A 17,911-nucleotide genomic window follows, 5' to 3' on the forward strand; every position below is an offset into this window, starting at 1 on the left:
CCCTTTCTCTTATTTATTTTTATCTGTTTTAGCCAACCCATCATGCGACCAAATTTGTTGTAAAGATCTAACGTCGTTTCAGTCGCAAGGACTTTTAATTAAATTGAAAACCTCTTTACGTTTATAAATGTTAACCCCCCTCTTTGTAATACGCACTAGTCGCATTGAGACTCGCATTTTTACGTTTATTATCTCATAGAAAAAATTGGAAATTTACGCTTCTAATCTAGAACCATCCCTTATCATAAATAGAAAAGGGATCGACAAAACTTTTTAGTCAGATTAACTGATCTAACTAACACTTTTAATTTTCCCTTCTTCAAAAGCTTATAACCCCTATATTAACCATAGCAATTTACGATACGATCCACGTTCATAATACCGAAAAGTGTTTAACGCACTTACTTTTCTCCCTACTTTTCCTGCTTACTTCCATTTATTGTGTCTAAAGCAAGATAAAATTATAGACAGCAGTCTATAAAAAGTTAAATAATAGTCTAAAAATGTTATTTATAATATCTAGAATAAAAAATTTTAAATTATATTATATCACGGAATAGTTATAGGAAATCTAGAAATCTCAAATTCTCTATATAATTAGATTAATCCAAAGAACATAATCTAAACATATTTAAGAGTATTATAATTTTTGTAAAAATTTGGATTTTAAAAAATCTAATTAATCTTTTATGTTAAAATTTTTACTTCGGAAAAATAACCCTGTTTACTTACATATACAAGACATTAGTAAGCAGCTATTACTACTATTGGACCCAGAGGTATAGGAATACATATTTACTAAAATTAGTGTAAATTTTCATAAGTGAAGTTGCTATATACATATACTAGCTTCAAGAATGATCTATTATAGTCCATTTGTTCGATTTAGGGGAAGGACCAAGAATTCCATTCTTAAGAAGGATTAGCAAATGCAAAGTTCTAAAGTCAAGGAGTAGATATTATGAACGTGATGATTTCAACCAAGGCAAGAATTCTCTCCAAGCACAGAAAGATGGATACGCGATGCCTCCAGGTTCATAAGTGAAAAAGTGAATAACAAACCTCTTACACAGAAAAGTTATACCAGGGAGTAAGCGTTAAAGGAAGCGAATTTCCAAACAAGAAAAGGGGGAAAGTATCAAGTTGAAGGGAGGATAGGAAAATCGAAACGCTCAGTATATACGAAAATAAGAGATGTTATATCTAGGTAATCCAATTTTGGTTGAGAACTAGAACCCTCGAGATACATTGATATGCACTTCTCCTGCCTGTAGGACTATCAGCAACAAGAACTTATTCCTTAACTAAAGAGGATCTTTTTTATAAGGTTGAACAAAAGGGATATTTCACCTTAGTTATTGGCGAGAAAGAGAGCTGGCGTGATTATAGTATCAAGAAATCTTCACCATCATGTTTTCAATTCTCAAAGTTAGGTTATGAGGCTGATATTGGGGTTTGGGTTTTACTGACATTTATTGCCCGTAAAGCCCTTGAGCTTCACCACGTTCTGAACAAAGCATATCATCACGATCCGCCCCCTTCGCGGGATAACCCCACCCACACCACCGAAGACCGGGTTGTGGGGAAACCCGCACATGCTTAGTTCCTCCTTCTCCCTTTTATAGTCCCTTCTTCGGGTCTACACACCCACATTTGGGACATGATAATATTGCTTTTTAGAATATATATAAGTATTTTGGTTTGAAGTGAAAATCATGAAATATATATAAATGTCACGATCTAAGCTAAACTGCTGATATTGGCGTTAATGCTTTTGAGAAGGTAAGGAAAACGGAAGTAATGTGATGTGGAATAAATGGATCTTTGAGCGGTAAACTATGACAGGAGTTATCTTGATTGACGTCCTCAACACCCTAAAGTGTCCCCTTTAAGGGAGGTTCATCGGTTCCACCACTCTAGGGTCCCACCGATCCCTCACAGTGGTGGCTCTGGTGGGCACCAAAAATCCCCCTACGGAGTAAGTTCAAACGAGCAACTGAGTCTCTATCCGCTTGAAAACCACATCTCTTACACTTAAAGAGCCTATGACTAACCTTATCTCAAAATAAACTACACTAAGACGCATGGAAAGGACACGGTTATTCTAGAGGACCTAAACGGGTTGAACGAAAGGCAACCTGAGTTGAAGAAGTCTTGGAGGGAGGGGTTCCAGTACATGGCTTACCGTACTCTTCAGTTTTGGATCTCTTGGCTTTAAAGCAAGGTGTAGCTATTATCAAGGTTCCTGCATTTTACGCTTCAATCCCTTGTCCTTACGATAGCGGGAAAATGGTTAAGGTAAAAATAAATTATACAACCGATTACTCAAAACTTTCTGACGTTGATATAGCATTTATTACCGTTTCAACTCCCACAGTAAACGGAAAGATCCTTCTAGATCATGTTTTCTCAGCAGTCTCATCTCTATCTAATGTTCTCAGAAGAGATGCAATTATTGTAATGAAAAGTACGGTTATTCCTGATACTTCGAGAAAAGCTAAGGAACTATCAGGTATGGAAGTAGTTGTGAACCCTGAGTTCCTCAGAGAGGGGTATGCAATAGAGGACACGCTTCATCCTGATAGAATAGTAATAGGCGGTGACAAATCTGCAGGAGATCTGGTGGAAGAAGTATGGAGATTTACTAACTCGCCAATAATTAGAACTTCCTTGGAGGAAGCTGAACTCATTAAATACGCCTCCAACTCCTTTCTTGCAGTAAAGATCTCTTTTGCAAATGAGATAGCTAACCTCTGTGAGAGAATTCCTAACTGTGACGTTAATGTAGTAACTCAGGCTATGGGTATAGATAAGAGGATATCGCCGTATTTTCTAAAAGCGGGATTAGGATATGGAGGTTCTTGTTTTCCTAAGGATACACTCGCAATTTTAGGATTTTCCTCTGAATTGGGAGAAAAACTTAGGATAGTTGAGGCCGCAGTTGAGGTAAATAATGAAAGGCCTTTGAGGGCGATAAGCGCTATGAAAGAGTTAATGGGTGAGATCAAGGGGAAAAGAATATGCATATTAGGTCTATCCTTTAAACCTGGTACAGATGATACAAGGGAAAGCGTTGCATTAAAAATTCTAAACCTTTTAGAGAAGGAAGGAGCTGAGGTTATTGCTTACGATCCTAAGGCAAAAGTGGAAGGCATTAAGATCGCAAGAAATAGTGAAGAGTGCATAATGAGCTCAGAGGGAGTAATAATAGCTACGGAATGGAGTGAATTTTCAGGGATAGAGCCAATTCTAAAAGGTAAATATGTATTCGACGGAAGAAGAGTTTTAGATCTCAAGAAGCTTGACAACGCAATAATGGTTGGGGTTTCAAGATGCAAGGGGTAATAACAGCAGCAGGTCTTGGTACTAGAATGTTACCTGTAACAAAGGTGATTCCAAAGGAAATGTTACCCGTTCTTTTTAAGGGTGAATTTAAGCCTATTATTCACATAGTATTTGAGCAACTATATACCTTAGGAATTAGGGACTTTATCATCGTAGTAGGAAGAGGAAAGAGAACAATAGAAGATTATTTTACTCCAGATTATAACTTTGTTCAATACCTAGAGTCAGTTGGAAAAGTGAAACAAGCCCAAGACTTAATGGGTTTGTATAAAAAAGTGGAGGAAAGTTCTATAGCTTTCGTTAATCAACCCGAACCTAAGGGTTTTGGAGACGCTGTCCTAAGATCTAAACCGTTTGTACATGAGGATTTTATGGTAGTTGCCCCAGATACACTTCTGTTGAGTATTCCTAAAATGCCAATAAATTCAATTACTGTGACTAAGGTTGACGATCCAAGAATTTATGGTGTAGTAACGTTAGAGGAAGGGGACATGATAAAGGATATAGAGGAAAAACCAAATGTGCCTAAATCAAATATTGCAGTTATGCCATATTATCACTTTGATCTAGAAATATTTAACGCGTTAGAGTCAATTTTTCCCGTTCATGGAGAATTGCAGTTAACTGAAGGAATAAGGGAGTTGTTAAGAAGAGGAAAGAAATTTAAGGCTATATTTGTTGAAGGTTCTTACGATATGGGCGATTTACAAAAATATATAGTTTCGCTAAAGGAATTTCTATCGTGGAACGGTGCAGATTGATGAGATTCATGACAAGAGGAGAACAAAAATGAAAAAGACTTTACCACTTCTTTTATTAGCTATTTTAGTTCTAATTCCGGCATTATCTCATTCAAGTAATGTAACTGTGGCTAACAGCAATTTTGGGACGATCTTTATATCCCCCACATCGTCTGTTTATTCCTCCACCTATGATAACGTCAATGGTTTCCTCTATGCAGTTAATGGCTATCAAGTACAAGTAATAAATGGAACAAACATAATAGGAAATATAACTTTGAATTGCGGGAGTATATTCGCTAAAGCCGACGATGTGAATGGCTTGGTTTACGTTGTTGTTACAACTGGAATTGATAATTATGGAATTATAGTAATTCAAGGGGAAAAGGTGATTTCAATGTTCAATACTTTAGGTACAATAGAGAAATATAATTGGATTCTTGCAGTTAATCAAGAAAACGGATTTGCATACTTCTACACTTCTAATACTACTGGAAAATTCCTTTTCATATTTAATGGCGATTTCCCCATATATTCGATCAAGTTTAACGTTTCAGGAACACCATTGGGAATTCTTCCATACAATTCTTCAAAAATCCCGTTTGTCCTTTTTTCAAATTATTCCCAAGGGGAGTATACGTACTTTCTTTTCAATCCTTCCAGTAATTTAACAGAGGTAGTTACAACCTCCAACGAAACAGGGACTGCTGATACTTTTCAAATTCCGTACTCTACTGTTCAACCAATAAAGGTAAATGGTTCATGGTATCTTTTAAGCGTTGAAAATGACGGAAATTTCTCTCTCTTTAACACTGGAATTTCTTCCGCGCAATATCTTACTGGAGCCTACGATCCTTTCGGTAATTTTACCTTACTTGGTTCTTCATACGGTGAAATAACGATACTAAAGAATAATTCTATAATTGACACTCTGCTACTTCCACAAAACAGAGGTAATCCAATCTATTCAATGTCGATCAATCTTAATGATAACCTAATTTATTTTCCTGAAGGAGAGTGTATCTATTATAGCCATGTTCCAGTTTTGGTAAAAGTAACTTCTTCCTATCCAGTAGTTTTCTCTAATTCATCTCTCCTAATCAGTGAGGGATATTATGGAAATTCAACGTTAGTGGTTTTCCCAGGATACTATTATATTTCTCCAATTATAGAATATCAGCCTACAGAGAAAATCTCACTATTAGCATGGGATATTAATGGAATCGAAAACATAACCTCTAATTATATACAAATAGAAGGAAACACTACTATAGTAGGTCTCTTCCAAAAACTATATAAGATAATGATTTACGATAACCTGTCTTTTTCCGAGAGTTTTGTAGAAAGAGGTTTAATAAACTTATACGCTCAAAGTAATATCACTATAGGAAATGTTTCATATATTTTCGAGAACTGGTCAGCATCTGGTAACGCTTCTATACTTGATGCCAGTTCCTCGTCTACAAAGGCTTTCATTTATGGTCCCTCCTCTATCATAGCTAATTACGTTCCTTACGATAAGGTATTAGTTTACGATAACTTAACTTATGAAACGCTTTTCGTCCCCAATAATAGCGTAATAGACGTGATTTCGAAGTCTGAGGTAAATGCGAGTCAAGTTATAAATTATTTCCATAACTGGACTGTTACTGGAGGGATCGATGTAGTGAAGGTAAACTCCACAGAGATTAGCGTGAAAGTTCTTGGTCCCTCCTCTATCATAGCTAATTACGTTCCTTACGATAAGGTATTAGTTTACGATAACTTAACTTATGAAACGCTTTTCGTCCCCAATAATAGCGTAATTGACATCGCTGAGGTTAACTCTACATCGATTAATGCTCTTTATGTATTTAAGGATTGGTCAATCATTGGTAACATTAGATTGCTAAACACTACTAATTCATACTCATATTTCTTAATACAAGGTCCTGGATATATAGATTCTACATATGTTACCTATTATAAAGTAATAATTAATGTTCAAGGTAATAATACAGTAAAGTTCTTAAAATCAGGGGAATACGTTATCTCGGCACCTTCTCTGGGTTTCAAGGAATGGAACTTTTCTGGAGATGTGAGAGTCGAAAATCCTAGCGTTTATCTAACCGTTTTACAGGTTAAAGGTGCAGGACGTGTTATGGCAGAATACCTTAATATAAGCACGCAGACTACAAGGCTACCTAATATCCCTTCGTCCTCCTATGAACCTTATATCTTTGTTATCATTGCATTAATAATTCTTATACTAGGAATATTATTTTACATTATAAGAAGAAAATCCAATTGAGTGTTACACTAAAGTGTTCAAAAAATTTTTCTAGATTTTATAATTATTCTGAGTTTTGTAAATATAATAAAGTAACAGCCTAATTATTTCTTTTTAAGTTGGTAAATAATTAACCACGTGACTACAGTACTTACCATAGTTCATAACAACCATGTCTTTACACAAACTAATGGCTAACGAATTCGGATCCTTAAATAATATCGTAAAGTACACATAATTCAACAATAAGTGGAAGTTGTATCTTAATTCTTGTAAAGTATATTGCGTTAAATTCATTTATCTCTTAGTTGTTTAAGGAAGGAGATCAATCATAGAGTAGGGTAGATTACCTCCCCATAGAAATGTTAAAAGACCTTTTTAACGTCATAATTTGTATCCATTATAGTATTCAAGTTTTAATCTTGAGAAATCGATTCAGTAGTAATGGGGTTTAAAGCGTGGTTAGGTTGGCGAAATACATAAAACGCTACGATGGGCATCAATCTACTTTTATGAAAGAGACGAAAGGTCTAAATAAGACGAGCTAAGACAACTAGACCTCAATCTAAAGATAGAGAGCACTATCAATTTATTCTAAGTAGTACAATTATTAGGACTATTCTTAATATATCAAAAAGATTTCTAGAAAAACAAACAATTCCAAAAGACTCAGGATAAGTATCACTCCCTCAATTCCTACAAAGTGATTAAAAGACAAAAGTTCAAATCCTTCACCTCTCTCAGTCAAGGTATTTCAAAGTTAGAGTTTAGAAAGAATTTTCAATCAACTAAGTAAACCTGGTTATTCTGAAGTTAACAAAGACTGAGAGGATCTTCGCTACATTGTTGAGGGAGATTCCCTCATGGTAGTCTTTCACTCCAGCTCTCTCTCCGGAATTGATAAACACCGTAATACTCAAATCCTCAAATCTCCCCCTTGTATCATAAAAAGTTCAGCAATAAGGAACCCTAGGGACTCCTTACTCCAACAACGGTCTTGCGTTTACTTCAATCGGTAATCCGCTTAACAAAGGATCTAAAAAGTTGACTTTACAGTTAGGAGGTATCTAAAATAAAAGTAGATCGCTTGACAATATTTTACTTTCATCAATTGTTATTTATGTTTCCCTCCAGTTATACTTATGAAGTTTTGTCCAAAGTGCGGTTCTGCTATGATTCCAAGACGTGAATATTCGGTATGCATGAAATGTGGACATAAGGAAAAAGGTTCTGAAACCACGAGGATCTCTACTCAGGTTAAGGTTCATCGCGAAAGCATGATAGTCGCCGACGGTAAGAGAATTCAAGGAAGCGTCTCCCTAGCGCTATGTCCTAGATGCGGGAACGCAGTCTCTTCTTTAATAAACAGAAAAAAATCGATTTATAAATGTAGGGCCTGTGGTTACATCTTTACAATTAAAACTTAGTAAATAATTTTTCATGAACATATATATTATCTCATTCCAATTTATTGAGTATTTTCATGCTATAAAAACTCGTGAAACTAGTCTGTTCGCTTTCAACTTTTTATATTAGAAGATATATCTAATTAAATGGCCTACAAGTCAGTCCTCTTTGCCTCAATTCTAATATTTACTTTCACTTTCTCGATGAGGGCAAGTAACAACATGATAATCACCACAGTCCCCCTCATTGCAAGATATTACTTCCACTTTTCAGACTTAGAAATTGGCGTTGTCTCCTCCCTTGTTACGCTGATCTCATTCTTCTCCTCTGCTTTCATAAACGCTAGACTACCTTCAGTATTGAGGAGAAAAGTTTTCATTGCCAGCTCAATAATCTACGCTGTTCTTTTTCCCTTTTTCTACTTTTCTAATCCTATATTACTTTGGTTTCTTGCATCTTTAGTAGGTTTTACTCTAGGCATTGTAGGCCCTAACATAATGACTTCCGCTGGACTTTTCGAGGATGGAAAGGTTAGGGAGAGAATGCTATCCCTCTACACTGTAGCCCTAAGTACATCGCTGATAGTCGGCCCGTTTATAGAATCCATAGTGCTAACTAGGTTTACCCTCTTCCAAGCTTTCCTTTTCTTTACATCCTTTGCCCTTATACTGGCGTTCCTTTCACCACTCATTGAATTTCCAAGTTCTCAACAGAGCGTAAATAGGAAAGGAGTTGTAAGAAACAAAGGTTTTCTTATTCCAATTTTTCTAAACTTAATGTATGCGCTCCCTTTTGGTCTCCTAACTACATTTGGAGGAATATATGCGGTTAGCGATTTTCACGCATCATACTCTTTAGCAACTGCGCTGTTTGGTATGTTTTTCCTCACTTCCCTGCTTGGAAGGTTATTCGTTACAGTAAAGGCTCCTGATAGGCTTTTACCTTATATTATTATTGCCTCTACAACAACTGTTTTTGGACTTCTTCTTGTAGCAATAGCTCCTAATATTTACGCATATGCCTTTGGTTTACTCGTCCTGGGAGTACCTCATGGTTTAACGTATCCTATATCCTTAATAGCGATGACTAGGTCGTTCCCATCAGAGGAGGTAAGGAGCGTGGCGAATAGCTATTTTTCAGCGATAATGATGGGCTTTGCAGCCTTTGTCCCTATGACCATTTCAATTCTAGTAGAAGCTGTAGGGATAAGACTTTCCTTCTTGTCCGTTGTTCCAGTTTCTTTGGCTTTCTTTGGGGGAGTAATCTACGGACAAAGGTATGTAAAGCTATAGTTTGACATGTTCTTAGACGTATCTAGTTATTCAGTGCATTTCAAGGTATATCCTAGGATTCACTTCTCACCTTTCTTGTAATATAACTACCTCAAGTGGGATCAAGGAATCTGGATCAACTGTGCGGGCTCGAAGTATTTCCCCTTTGTGAAGTTCATAGCGTTGATGTGGATCTCTCTCGAAAATTTTCTAAAACCACTTTAAAAACCTCCTGTTACCCTATACGAAACAGTTTCACAGCCTTAACTGTCCACATAAGGCCTATCCGTATTTAGTTAGAAGGAGATAGACATCAGAATGCATAGACCTATCAATACGTCAAGAAACAAAATTAAAAATCAATTAGATCAACTTATTCGTAAGCGGTCAAAGAAGTTCTTAAAAAGAGATTAAACTTTTTTTTTTTAAAAAAAAAATGAACACACTTTAATTTATTTTTAACTTATTATGGAAAGATACAAGTAGGGAAAGACCGATTATCTTCACTATATCACCTATAATAGCAATTATACCCAAATCATAAAGGTATAAAGGTAGTCCCAAGGTAAATGTGACTGCACCGTAAAAGAATAGAGCGGAATACAATTTATTTGCCGCATTTAAAGTAAGGAAGATAGAAATTCCTGCTATCGGTTCAAAAGCATACCCAATTAAAAGGATGTAAATTCCCTGGAATAAGTTTATAGTCACTAAAATTAAACCTATGAAACCTAAGATCACTGCAATACTTCCAGGATATCTCATTAGATAATCCTTCCTCAATTTTGAGCGGGAGTATGTAAGAAGGGACGGGATAGCCATTATAAAGATGATCCATAATAGGACCTTTGACGTAAGCGAAAAAATATAGTTTAATCCATAATCAAGGAGTACTATTAACTCGGCTAATATGAATACGGATGCCACCAAGCTAATTACGTTTCCTTTAAAGAGATTACTGTTCATAGTCATTAATTGACTTTAAAGTAAATAAATGAGAGTTAAGTCTTTTTTAAAAATTGTCCTTATCGCTTACAACTAAAGGTTAAATCCTCTTCCAAATACCCATTCTGGTCTATTGTACTTTTTCTCATACAGATCTTCAGCTAACTTTTTCTCCTCAACGGTTAAGTCCCCTTTGAAGTATTCAAAATTATATGCTTTTTCATAACTCCTCATTATTATATTTTTTACATCTATTTCATCCTTTCCAGTTAATTCCTGGATATTCCCTACCCTATGCTTTACCTCGCTCACTCCCTTATCCTTTAGTTTTTCTTTAGGCACATTTAACGCTGAGGCCAAGACGTCTAATTTACTATTCACTAGAAGAGTTGCGTGGAATAGTACGGATCCTTGGCCCAATGAGGCTGCAGATCCCATAACTTTTTTCCCAGAGATCTCAACGTCGTTCAGTCCAGGGCTTTCAGCCTTAATTCCTTCCTCCTTAAATTCGTTAATTAAAGGAGATATAAAAGCGTCGTACAATTTGATAACGTCTTTTCCTATGTTGAAGAAGTCCTTTGAAATCACGGAGAAAATTAGATTTCCCATATCCTGGTATACTGCCCCACCCCCCGTATTCCTCTTAGCTACCTCTATCTTTTCGATCTTAACATAGTCCATGTTTAGCTCCTCTTCGGCGAGTTGAAATCTACCTAAAATAACTGCGTTTCTATGCTTCCATAGCCATAACGTGGGAGGAGATCTGTTCGAAATCACCTCGCGAAATATGGCCTCATCGACAGCCATGCTATATCTAGGATTGTCTAGGAAAGAGACCTCTAATAGCCTAACTTTCACCCATTATCGCCCTCACAAAGTCTTCTTCAGTTACGAATGGCATTTGAACGTTATTTTCCCTTACAAAACTAGATATTGCCCTCTTAACTTCTTCTTTCTCGTAAGGCGTACCTATTAACTTCTTCTCGAGCAAAGGTAAGGCCTCCTCTGGGTAGATGAAGAAGTCTCCAGTAATTTGTATTTCGTGGATAGTGCCATTAGCGTCAACTTTTACCCTTATTAATCCTTTCTTAGCCTTGAATACAAACTTCCTTAGCATAAGTAATGAAATGAAAGAAAGGTTAAAATTCCTTGATGTTTATAGATCTTTCCCGTTCGTACCTAAAGTGGTTTGTTCAGGTGTTTTATCCTCTAGGGGCTCTCACTTACCTTTCTTGATAGCACAGCTAACTCCAATGTTGGATCGAGGAATAAAGATCAACGGCTAGTATACCTCCGAATATCATCCCCTCTTTTATACACTGCACGGCGTTGATGTGAGTTTCATCGTAAAAATTTCCTTAGACGGATTTTAAAAATCTTTATCTGCCTGGGATGGAAATAGTTTCACGACCTCATCCCTGTTTAGATATCTCTTAGTATATCCCTACTATTTGGTGAAACTTCCCTAGACGCTATTACTTTCTTCACTTTTTGCCCATTTTACATTTAAAAACCTTTTACACCTTATAACCAGGAATCGTTCTCCACCAAATGTTCGCTCAAGTATTACTTTGCGTAATACTTTGTCTACTATCTTCATCCCGAAAGGATAACTGTTTATAAGGGAGGTTTACTTGGTCGAATTAGGGTTTAGATTGACGAAATTCGTGGAAAGCTCCTCCTTTCCCTTTAAGGAAGTTAGCGAACTATCCAGAAGGGAAAAGGGAAATGGGAGGCCCCCTCATTGGAATATGGTATTTTGGTGGTCAAGAAAACCACTATCTTCAGCTAGGTCAGTAATCGTTGGTAGCTTAGTCGGGTCTAATATTTCAAAAGACGAGTTTCTTAAAATATTGGATAAAAACAAAAAGTTCGAAGGTAGGCTCCTTGACCCATTCGCTGGGTTTGGTTCAATTCCTCTAGAGGGTTTAAGGTTAAATTTAGAGGTCACAGCTTCTGATCTTTTACCTACTTCCTACATATTCTTAAAGGCAATACTTCAATATTCCAGAAAGGAAATGGCCGAAAAGGTAGAAAAGTGGGGAAACTGGATCTATGAGAAATTGAAAGAAGATCCGGAAATAAAGGAGATCTTTGATGGAGTAGTAGCTTACATTGGTTCGTGGGAGGTTAAGTGCCCGTACTGTGGGGGATGGACTCCTCTGCTTGAGAACTGGTGGTTAGCAAAGGTAAATAGAAAAATGAAAAGGCTTGCCTGGATGGAGCCGGAAGTAAAGGACGGGAAAGTGAACATCAAAGTGATAGACCTGGGGAAAGTTAACGCAAAGGTGGAGGATAAGATGAATAAAGTTATAGTTGGGGATAAAGTGTTCCATTTGCCGAGGGGAAATAACGAACCTAGGAAGAGGGCTTTTACTTGTCTGATCTGCGGGAGAAGAGTAAATTATATTGAAATTAACGGAAAAAAAGTACCTTATGTAAAATACGCTATATCCTCTTTTTATACTTCAGACAGACCAATAGCTAGGCAAAGGCTTCTAGTTAAAGTTAAGCAAGAGGAGGGGTTACGTTTTGAGCCTTGTGAGAATCAAGATAAACTGGATCTTTCTAGGGTTAACCTCTTGGACGTTGACGTACCTAAGGAGAAAATCCCTGGATACAGTAAGCTCAACATAAAACTTCCTTTATATGGTATTGACGAGTGGTATAAGATGTTTAGCTCCATTCACCTCGTAGTTTTACTTAAGCTGGTCAAGTTGATAAGAGAAGTAGGAGAAATAACGGCGGATGAGGAACTTATGTCCTTCCTAGCAATTTCCCTAAGTAAGACAGTGGACTATAATTCCTTAGTATCTCATTGGAACATAGGGGCAATGAACGTTGGAGATACGCTCGCCTTCAGGGGGTTGCCAATAGTTTGGAACTGGTGTGCGGTAAATCCAGTGAGCGACTTTCTAGGTTCATGGAAGAAAGCTGTTGAGGCAACAATTAGAGGGATCAATTACCTTTCTTCCTATCTCCCCAAGGAGAGAAAAGTGAGGGTTTTACTAAGCGACGTTTCTTCTCTTAACTTAGGCGAGTATGACCTAATAGTTACAGATCCTCCGTACTTCTTTGACGTAATCTACTCGGAGCTTAGTGACCTTTACTACGTGTGGATAAAGAGAGCGTTAAGCGGGGTTAAGGACGGAAAGTTGGTCCCAAAGTTTTTCAAGGAGGCATTTTTCGATGGAGAAAGAGAGAGGAAAACTCAGTGGGAGGAGTTTGGCCTTAAGGAAGTGAGTCTAGAACCAAAAAGGCTTGGTTCTAAGGCTAGAAAGGAGGAGGGTTTAGAGCACTACAGATCCTTGCTTAACTCTTCGTTTAAGTCAATGTCTTCTCACCTTAAGGACGAAGGTGTTTTGGTAACTTTTTACTCTAGCAACTACCTTGTGGCTTGGGAATTACTTGTTGAGGCTGGAATAAACGCGGGATTAAAAATCGTAAACGCGTTTCCTTTGCTTACAGAGTTTAAGGAAAGCGTTGCAACAAGGGGGAAGAGATCAAAGAACGTTAGCGTTATTCTCGTTTGGAAAAAGGGTAAACTTGAAGATGGTAATGAACAAATTATTGATAAGATATCGTCGCACATAAGGGAAAAGTTAAGGGAGTTATTAGCTTTAGGTTTAACTGATCAAGACCTAGCGATATCAGTATTTGCCTCTTCCTTAATCTTGATCACAAGTTATAAGGTCTCAGATCTAGGCAAAGTGATGGAGAACGCATATCTCTTGACACTACGTGAACTTGAAAGATCTTTCAATTCCTTCTAGGATGCAACAGGGGTATGTTAAAGCTCCCCCCTTCAGGCGGGGAGCTTCTCTTTCAATTCCTTCTAGGATGCAACTTGTTTATTTTTACAAAGGAAGACAATACGACAATAGAACTTTCAATTCCTTCTAGGATGCAACATCATAGCCCGCCTCTTATCAGTTTTGCGACTAACTGTACTTTCAATTCCTTTTAGGATGCAACAGATGGAAGAAAAATAAAAAAAGTGAGACTTGGTCCAAACTTTCAATTCCTTTTAGGATGCAACAAAAAAGATTGAAAGAAGCGAAGTCAATCGAGGAGTTGGCTTTCAATTCCTTTTAGGATGCAACGTGACGATAAACACACTTACTACATCCTCCCTGATCAATACTTTCAATTCCTTTTAGGATGCAACGTGACGATAAACACACTTACTACATCCTCCCTGATCAATACTTTCAATTCCTTTTAGGATGCAACCTATAGGAATGATCATAAAACATACATTCTTTACAACTTTCAATTCCTTCTAGGATGCAACCTACATGGACTAATACCAATAAGTAATGGTGACTTCATAACTTTCAATTCCTTCTAGGATGCAACGTGACAGTAGGACTTGACCCACCAGTGAGACTGCTAACTTCCTTTCAATTCCTTCTAGGATGCAACAGTTATTCTTGGGTCTACGAAGAATTAGAAGAAATTGATCTTTCAATTCCTTCTAGGATGCAACATTGAATACTGTCCTTTCTGTATCTAGCCACCAATTATTGCCTTTCAATTCCTTCTAGGATGCAACATAAAGGTTATAAAGGAAGATAATAATAGGGGTGAAATAAGCTTTCAATTCCTTCTAGGATGCAACGAAAGAAAAAAGAAAAAGATTAGCACTTTAGCTTATACTTCTTTCAATTCCTTCTAGGATGCAACAAGGTGTGTTGGTAACGGAGACTGAAGGTACGTTGGAGATCTTTCAATTCCTTCTAGGATGCAACTATGTACATATACCTAAATCGGTGGGAAGACCACCCACCCTTTCAATTCCTTCTAGGATGCAACAGTTTTTTGTCAGTAACTGGGGAGTTACCAATCAATTCTCTTTCAATTCCTTCTAGGATGCAACATGTTTACCGATGCCTATGTGCTAGGGACTACAGCGCTTTCAATTCCTTCTAGGATGCAACCCGGGTGTATACACTATCACTGTTGCTGCAAATGGTACGCTTTCAATTCCTTTTAGGATGCAACCTGTTACCGTTTGCCTTAAGGGCTATGAAGTGACATTGACCTTTCAATTCCTTTTAGGATGCAACGAGGAGAGAAGAGAAGAGAAGAAAACAAACTAGTGACAGCTTTCAATTCCTTTTAGGATGCAACCCGTACTTCCTAGCCTCAGCGAATATCTCTGAGATAAACTCCACTTTCAATTCCTTTTAGGATGCAACTAAGGGATGCCATTGCACAAAGTAAGGCAATTGAGGTTGACTTTCAATTCCTTTTAGGATGCAACTTCTTTATATCAATCCTCACAATCGTAAGCCCACTATATCTTTCAATTCCTTCTAGGATGCAACCTCACGAAGACGTACAGCAACGCAATTTTACCTTCGGCGCTTTCAATTCCTTTTAGGATGCAACAGAGACGAAGTGAGGATAGTATTTACGTGGCTTTATAATACTTTCAATTCCTTTTAGGATGCAACCACGGCTAAACTGTAAGTTCGCTTTTATTGGGTCGCCGACTTTCAATTCCTTTTAGGATGCAACAGTTCATCCACCAGATCACAACCCGTCCGTTTCCATCGTGACTTTCAATTCCTTTTAGGATGCAACGTTTTTGAGCTACGAAGTTCATAACGAAGAAGTAGAAGACTTTCAATTCCTTTTAGGATGCAACATCATTGAACCAGCTAAACTTACGCTAGAAATATCTCCTTTCAATTCCTTTTAGGATGCAACCTTGAAGTCATAGTTTCACTCTCACGACTTTGGCACTTCTTTCAATTCCTTTTAGGATGCAACAGTAGATAGCTTTCGCAACTAAAAGTAGCGAAGAGTTTGTACTTTCAATTCCTTTTAGGATGCAACCATACATGACGGGATTTGGGAAGATACTGTAGAACTAGCCTTTCAATTCCTTTTAGGATGCAACATACCCTGACCTCTACACTTTTGTCATCGACCCCTTTCAATTCCTTTTAGGATGCAACATAACATGGATGAAGAAGAAGCTACTAAGTCGCTAGAGTCTTTCAATTCCTTTTAGGATGCAACAAGTTACCGCAACAAAGTTGCAGAAAATATTTTTCCTTCTCTTTCAATTCCTTTTAGGATGCGACAAACAATGTCACCTACGTGAAAGTGCCAATGGAATATGATGGCTTTCAATTCCTTTTAGGATGCAACACAAGGCTGTCCAGAACGCTATAAAATCATATCCCTCTGGCTTTCAATTCCTTTTAGGATGCAACGGGACACAACCCCCAGAGGTGGAAATGGAAATGAAAATAGGAACTTTCAATTCCTTTTAGGATGCAACAGTAGTCCTCATACTGTTTAGGGAGGAGATAATAGCTTTCAATTCCTTTTAGGATGCAACAAGACTACCAACATCTACCAGCTCAAACAGTGGAAAACATCTTTCAATTCCTTTTAGGATGCAACGCGGAGTGAAAGAGTGAGGCAAGAGATACAACAGCGTACTTTCAATTCCTTTTAGGATGCAACATGAATAACGACATATTGCGTGAAATCATCAACGATATGACTTTCAATTCCTTTTAGGATGCAACGCATATCTTCATACGTCTTTCTAACTCTTCTAGGCAAATCTTTCAATTCCTTTTAGGATGCAACAAGGAGGAAAACAGACCAACAGCAGAAAGGTCAACACAGATCTTTCAATTCCTTTTAGGATGCAACGGCATTGATAAGGGCAATAACCCTCAGGGGTGGTTCATGACTTTCAATTCCTTTTAGGATGCAACGCGACAACAAAGTCATTGCAGTTGAGGTTGAAAGCGACATCTTTCAATTCCTTTTAGGATGCAACAAGAACTCTACAAATTGGCGTTAAAACTACGCGAGGACCCCTTTCAATTCCTTTTAGGATGCAACTGCCCATGGTTCAACATAAGCAGTGTTGTAGTACTTTATCTTTCAATTCCTTTTAGGATGCAACTTACCAAACATGTTCGGGTTACACCGCGTGCACTTACTAATCTTTCAATTCCTTTTAGGATGCAACTTATCTAGGATTAACATTCTGATAATGCTATTTCCATCAACTTTCAATTCCTTTTAGGATGCAACCTCGGCTAATGCCCAGCCGAGGGCTTCCTCCTTATCCGATACTTTCAATTCCTTCTAGGATGCAACCATCGTCTATCTGTTATCTTCTTTTTTTAAAAACCCTATTCTTTCAATTCCTTTTAGGATGCAACACAAACCCAGTTGCACAGTACCATTGCTCATCTGTCCTTTCAATTCCTTTTAGGATGCAACTAAGTAGAACGTATACTGCTTATCTTCTTGCCATGGCTCAGCTTTCAATTCCTTTTAGGATGCAACACCAGTGGTAAGGATAAACGAAAAGACATCACAAGGCAACTCTTTCAATTCCTTTTAGGATGCAACTGATGTATTTTTATACTATTTATCTTCATTTCTCCCTTTCTCTTATTTATTTTTATCTGTTTTAGCCAACCCATCATGCGACCAAATTTGTTGTAAAGATCTAACGTCGTTTCAGTCGCAAGGACTTTTAATTAAATTGAAAACCTCTTTACGTTTATAAATGTTAACCCCCCTCTTTGTAATACGCACTAGTCGCATTGAGACTCGCATTTTTACGTTTATTATCTCATAGAAAAAATTGGAAATTTACGCTTCTAATCTAGAACCATCCCTTATCATAAATAGAAAAGGGATCGACAAAACTTTTTAGTCAGATTAACTGATCTAACTAACACTTTTAATTTTCCCTTCTTCAAAAGCTTATAACCCCTATATTAACCATAGCAATTTACGATACGATCCACGTTCATAATACCGAAAAGTGTTTAACGCACTTACTTTTCTCCCTACTTTTCCTGCTTACTTCCATTTATTGTGTCTAAAACAAGACAAAATTATAGACAGCAGTCTATAAAAAGTTAAATAATAGTCTAAAAATGTTA

At 37.3% G+C, this 17,911-nt stretch carries 8 protein-coding genes, 1 pseudogene and 1 CRISPR repeat array; of the genes and pseudogenes, 6 read left to right on the forward strand and 3 right to left on the reverse strand.

Translation table 11 applies throughout. The features are described 5' to 3' along the window. The first annotated feature begins 2,154 nt into the window (after nucleotides 1-2,154). The 5 genes from CM19_RS12190 (at nucleotide 2,155) to CM19_RS12205 (ending at nucleotide 9,053) form a co-directional block, all read left to right on the forward strand. Nucleotides 2,155-3,345 (forward strand): UDP-glucose dehydrogenase family protein, encoded by a 1,191-nt coding sequence (locus CM19_RS12190; protein ID WP_235185687.1) that lies wholly within the window; start codon nucleotides 2,155-2,157, stop codon nucleotides 3,343-3,345. Beyond that, a complete protein-coding gene (locus tag CM19_RS12195) occupies nucleotides 3,333-4,106 on the forward strand; it encodes a sugar phosphate nucleotidyltransferase (protein WP_048100731.1) in 774 nt (257 codons plus the stop codon). Before CM19_RS12190 ends, CM19_RS12195 begins: the two co-directional genes overlap by 13 nt. 28 nt (nucleotides 4,107-4,134) lie before the next feature. Further along, a complete protein-coding gene (locus CM19_RS12200; RefSeq protein ID WP_150111453.1) occupies nucleotides 4,135-6,375 on the forward strand; it encodes a hypothetical protein in 2,241 nt (746 codons plus the stop codon). A gap of 1,121 nt (nucleotides 6,376-7,496) precedes the next feature. Further along, nucleotides 7,497-7,781 (forward strand): DNA-directed RNA polymerase subunit M, encoded by a 285-nt coding sequence (locus CM19_RS12850; RefSeq protein WP_081801296.1) that lies wholly within the window; start codon nucleotides 7,497-7,499, stop codon nucleotides 7,779-7,781. 126 nt (nucleotides 7,782-7,907) lie between these two features. Continuing rightward, nucleotides 7,908-9,053, forward strand: coding sequence for an MFS transporter (locus CM19_RS12205; RefSeq protein WP_048100733.1), 1,146 nt, complete (start codon nucleotides 7,908-7,910; stop codon nucleotides 9,051-9,053). Between the two features lie 426 nt (nucleotides 9,054-9,479). On the opposite strand, the gene CM19_RS12210 is transcribed toward CM19_RS12205, so the two are convergent. The 3 genes from CM19_RS12210 to CM19_RS12220 all read right to left on the reverse strand — a co-directional run bounded on the left by CM19_RS12210 (nucleotide 9,480) and on the right by CM19_RS12220 (nucleotide 11,094). After that, a complete protein-coding gene (locus CM19_RS12210; RefSeq protein ID WP_048100736.1) occupies nucleotides 9,480-9,998 on the reverse strand; it encodes a hypothetical protein in 519 nt (172 codons plus the stop codon). A gap of 72 nt (nucleotides 9,999-10,070) precedes the next feature. Then, nucleotides 10,071-10,835 (reverse strand): lipoate--protein ligase family protein, encoded by a 765-nt coding sequence (locus tag CM19_RS12215; RefSeq protein WP_052349560.1) that lies wholly within the window; start codon nucleotides 10,833-10,835, stop codon nucleotides 10,071-10,073. After that, nucleotides 10,825-11,094 (reverse strand): lipoate-protein ligase small subunit, encoded by a 270-nt coding sequence (locus CM19_RS12220; protein WP_048100734.1) that lies wholly within the window; start codon nucleotides 11,092-11,094, stop codon nucleotides 10,825-10,827. Before CM19_RS12220 ends, CM19_RS12215 begins: the two co-directional genes overlap by 11 nt. 550 nt (nucleotides 11,095-11,644) lie before the next feature. Here CM19_RS12220 and CM19_RS13595 point away from each other — a divergent pair. Then, a pseudogene (locus CM19_RS13595) lies at nucleotides 11,645-11,797 on the forward strand (DUF1156 domain-containing protein); the annotation flags it as partial. Nucleotides 11,798-13,733: 1,936 nt separating this feature from the next. Beyond that, nucleotides 13,734-17,369: direct repeats of the CRISPR family, unit length 25 nt; unit sequence CTTTCAATTCCTTTTAGGATGCAAC. Nucleotides 17,370-17,911 lie beyond the last annotated feature (542 nt).

Origin of the sequence: Candidatus Acidianus copahuensis (assembly GCF_000632495.1) — an archaeon.
GTDB classification, from domain to species: Archaea; Thermoproteota; Thermoprotei_A; order Sulfolobales; family Sulfolobaceae; genus Acidianus; species Acidianus copahuensis.

Bases quoted from the DNA above. Each gene is read 5' to 3' on its own strand.
- CM19_RS12205 (WP_048100733.1), top strand. From the start codon at position 7,908: ATGGCCTACAAGTCAGTCCTCTTTGCCTCAATTCTAATATTTACTTTC.
- CM19_RS12200 (WP_150111453.1), top strand. From the start codon at position 4,135: ATGAAAAAGACTTTACCACTTCTTTTATTAGCTATTTTAGTTCTAATT.
- CM19_RS12220 (WP_048100734.1), bottom strand. From the start codon at position 11,094: ATGCTAAGGAAGTTTGTATTCAAGGCTAAGAAAGGATTAATAAGGGTA.
- CM19_RS12210 (WP_048100736.1), bottom strand. From the start codon at position 9,998: ATGAACAGTAATCTCTTTAAAGGAAACGTAATTAGCTTGGTGGCATCC.
- CM19_RS12850 (WP_081801296.1), top strand. From the start codon at position 7,497: ATGAAGTTTTGTCCAAAGTGCGGTTCTGCTATGATTCCAAGACGTGAA.
- CM19_RS12195 (WP_048100731.1), top strand. From the start codon at position 3,333: ATGCAAGGGGTAATAACAGCAGCAGGTCTTGGTACTAGAATGTTACCT.